Consider the following 3,497-nt stretch of genomic DNA (forward strand, 5'->3'; position numbering starts at 1 on the left):
GGTCACCTCGGCGCCGGCAACGCGACCATCGAGCTTGTGTCGACAAATATAGGCAAGAAGCCCAAAACAGCCCGACCTGGTGCCGAGAATGATCCATTCTCGCGCCACGTCGAGGCAGCGGGCGACTTCGCCGAAGAAATCGTCCGCTCCGTCTGCCCCGCCATGATCGCAGTCACGATTTTCTGTCAGCGGGATTTCAACCCAAGTGTCTTCGATGACAGTCCCGTCGAACAGGAATATTTTGGCCGCCCGGAATTCCAACCAAACGATTGCATAGCTGACCTGCATGCTTTGCCTGACTAGAGCATGATGCCGAAAAGTGTGTAGCGGTTTTCGGGCGACATCATGCTCTATCTCTTTGATTTAGAGGCCGCTTGCCGTTTTCGAGGGCGGGCATCGCGCAACTCGAACCATCCGGCCGAGCCGCTCCACATCGCGGTTCTTCCTGGGCCATCGCGGCAAGGATGCGTTCGGGCGAAAGCGGCAGTTCCGTCAACTCGGTGCCCAATGCGTCGTTCACGGCATTGACGATCGCCGCCGCCACCGGAATCGTCGCAATCTCCCCGACCGCTTTCGCACCGAAGGGGCCAGTGGGTTCGCCTTCTTCCACGGCGCGCATGCGTCCCGTGACGCGGTCGATGACGACATCCTCATAGAGCGCGTAGCCGATGCCGATCTGGATTGCTCTGGACAGCGGCGTGATCGTCAGCTGCCGCAGCAACAGTTGCACCCTGATGAATGCAATCTCTTGATCTCGATGCGCCAAATGTCCGGCCCTTGCTGCAGGTATTCCCAACCGAACAGGCCAGGATATCTGGCTTCCATCTGGTAGCGTAAAGGCCGCGGGTCGTGATCGTTCACGATGACGAAGGATTGGCCCTCGCTCAGAGCCTGGGCGATCCCGAAAATCCGAGCGTGGCGCTCCACGGGCGGGACGGCGCGCACATCCAGCTGGGGTTGTGATGAGACTTCCGATTCAGACATATTCCTAAATCCCGACTGCTGTGGAGCACCAACGCCCTTGACCCGGCGCCCAAACGTAACCCGGGCGAAATCCGTCTATTTGCCAAAGCGCAAACAATTCGCGGAAAGCATCGCTACACAAAGATCATCACGGCCGCGCCGCCAAGAACGATCAGGGATAGCCCCGCGATAGGCATAGGCAGCAACGTGCGGCCCGCCGTGGCCCCGCTTGCCGCTTCGGTGCTGAGCACGAGAGCTGGCCACTCTTCGATCACCTTTTGCTCCTCAGCCATGAACTTCATCACCTTTTCACTTTGCTTGCGGGCATGCCTTGGGACATGCTGGGCTCGCTCTGCCAGCCTGGCGGCCCGCATCCAACTGAACCGCCGCGGCCTTGCTGGGGGCCGGATGCTGAAGTTATCGGGTCGACGATGTCGGATCTTTGCGTTCGCGCAAAGATCCTCTTGAAAAAAGCAGGTAGCGAACAGCTTCAAGCGATCCAACCGTTACCCCCGGGAACGGGCCTCGCCCGTGTGTCAGGCGCTCCGGTCGACGACGCGCCCGTCAGGAAGCACGAAATAAGCCCGCGTCGCTCCGGCGTCGGCGAGAGCCGAAGATGCGCGGTCCAGGGGCAAAACGGACAAGGCGGTCGAGAGCGCGTCGGCGCAGGTCGCTGTCGGCGCTACGACTGAGACGCTGAGGTAGCGGTTGGCGCACAATCCGGTTGCCGGGTCGAATATGTGGTTGAAGCGCCCTGCCCCATCGAATTCGGTGCCGTAGCCGCCGGACGTCGCGATGGCCTGGTTGTCGAGCGCAAGCTTCGCGAGAAGGCTATCCTCGACACGCGGATCTCTGATGCCGACCGACCAGGGCCGGCCCGCGGGACTTCCATCGAGCGCGCGGGTCTCTCCCATGTCGACCAACGTATGCGTGACCCCGCGGGCCCGCAGAAGCTCGGCGACACGGTCGGTGATGTAGCCTTGCGCAATTCCGTTCAGCGTCAAGGCCATGCCGGGGCGCGCGAACGCGACTTGCCCGTCGTCGACCGCCACCGCCTCATAGCCGCACCGTGCACGCGCGGCTGCTATATCGGCAGCCGACGGTCCATTCGGATCGGCATCCGGTCTGCCGAAATGCGCGGCATAAAGCTCCCACAACGGCTGCACCGTCGGGTCGAAGGCGCCGCCGGTCGCACGTGAATAGCGCGCGCTCGCGGCCAGAAGCTCGACGAGCTCCTGCGGCGGATCGGCAAGCTCGCCATCGTGGTTCAGCCGGGACAGCGCAGAGCTGTTGTCGTAGAGACTGAACACACGCTCGAGCCGATGCACCTCGGCTATGGCGTCCGCAACAAGGCGCTCGGCCTCGGCCGCATCGGGATGGTAGATGCGCAGCGATGCATCCGCGCCAAGCGCCACTCCCCGCCATTCGTGAAGAAGAGATGACGCCGTTGTTCCCGGGACCTGTCCTCCCAGCGCTGCCAAGCTCAGCCCGGCCACCGCGCCGCTGATCCGGATGAAGCGTCGACGCGACATCGGAGCGCTCAATGCCCCGCATGCTTTTCTCGATCCCTCGGTCATCTGCTTGCTCATTGCATCGCTGCCTGTTTGGACTTTTCGGCTGTATCGAGCGGCGCGCCGTCCAGGATGTATTCCTGCGGAATCTGGTCGAACCGGCGTACCGCTCCGCCATGCGCGCTCGCGAACGAGCGCGCGGCATTCTCGTCGGAGAACGGCACGGCCTCGTTGCCGCCCATCCCGGCGCCGTAATCGCTGCCGATGACATACCAGGCGTCGTGCGCCTCGACCCAGGCTCCTGCCTCGGGGTGGTCCCAGTTCCTCACCTTTGCCATATCGTTGACATAGATGGCGACGACGTCCTTCGGCTCCCCGGGAAGCATCGAGAAGGCGACGGCGTCGCGAACGGACGAGAACCAGACCGGCTCGGATTTGCCGGCACGGAAGGCCTGCCCCTTCGGGCCGCCATGCTCGAACAGGCCCATCGAACAGAAATAGGCGACCGAGGTGGCCGTCGGCTCCTGCGGTGGCGGCTTGGGCTGGCCGGCGATCTCCTGGCTGCAGCCGGCAAGCAGGATGGAGAGGACAGCGGCGACCAGTGCGCCGAGAGCCGTTGCGCGCATCATGGCTCTTTCCTTGAAAAGACCAAGGCGGCAAGCGCAAGGGGGACCGCCACCCAGGCCGTCAGCGCCGTGAGCAGCACGGCGCGACCGAACTGCATCTGCTCGGCAAGTCCGGCCATCCCGGCGAACAGGCTGGTCTTCGACAGCCCGGCAAGATTGAGGAGCCGGAAGATGTCGGCGGGATCGAGGAGGAGCAGCCAGTTGAAGGCGGCGGCGCTGATCGTCCTGCCCTGATCCGCGACCAGCAGGCCGAGCAGCGCCATGTCGTAGAGGAGGACCAGAACCAGCCAGATGCCGATGGCAAGGCCTGCCGCGGTGGCGCGCTCGCGCACGGTCGCACTGATCAGGTATCCAAGCGCGACGAAGACCGCGCCGAGCAGGACCGACGAGCCAACCA

The 3,497-nt window shown here is 63.6% G+C and carries 7 protein-coding genes; all 7 read right to left on the minus strand.

The window, feature by feature from the left end; all coding sequences use genetic code 11:
• The coding region (locus tag EOD07_RS27125) for a hypothetical protein (protein ID WP_164772573.1) at positions 1 to 288 on the minus strand (288 nt) is incomplete at its 3' end.
• A 55-nt stretch (positions 289 to 343) separates the two neighbouring features.
• Positions 344 to 766, minus strand: a complete 423-nt coding sequence (locus EOD07_RS27130) for a hypothetical protein (RefSeq protein ID WP_127237586.1) — start codon at positions 764 to 766, stop codon at positions 344 to 346.
• Complete coding sequence (locus EOD07_RS27135; RefSeq protein ID WP_127237587.1) at positions 706 to 984, minus strand: DUF2249 domain-containing protein; 279 nt, start codon at positions 982 to 984, stop codon at positions 706 to 708. Before EOD07_RS27135 ends, EOD07_RS27130 begins: the two co-directional genes overlap by 61 nt.
• Before the next feature lie 113 nt (positions 985 to 1,097).
• Positions 1,098 to 1,265 (minus strand): hypothetical protein, encoded by a 168-nt coding sequence (locus tag EOD07_RS37825; RefSeq protein ID WP_164772572.1) that lies wholly within the window; start codon positions 1,263 to 1,265, stop codon positions 1,098 to 1,100.
• 234 nt (positions 1,266 to 1,499) lie between these two features.
• Positions 1,500 to 2,495 (minus strand): FAD:protein FMN transferase, encoded by a 996-nt coding sequence (locus EOD07_RS27140; RefSeq protein ID WP_206519569.1) that lies wholly within the window; start codon positions 2,493 to 2,495, stop codon positions 1,500 to 1,502.
• Between the two features lie 53 nt (positions 2,496 to 2,548).
• Entirely contained in the window at positions 2,549 to 3,103 is a 555-nt protein-coding gene (locus EOD07_RS27145) for a nitrous oxide reductase accessory protein NosL (protein ID WP_245470511.1), read from the minus strand.
• Positions 3,100 to 3,497, minus strand: a 398-nt coding sequence (locus EOD07_RS27150) for an ABC transporter permease subunit (RefSeq protein ID WP_164772574.1), incomplete at its 5' end; no start/stop codon positions are given. The genes EOD07_RS27145 and EOD07_RS27150, both read right to left, overlap by 4 nt.

This window comes from Mesorhizobium sp. M2C.T.Ca.TU.002.02.1.1, from assembly GCF_003997225.1.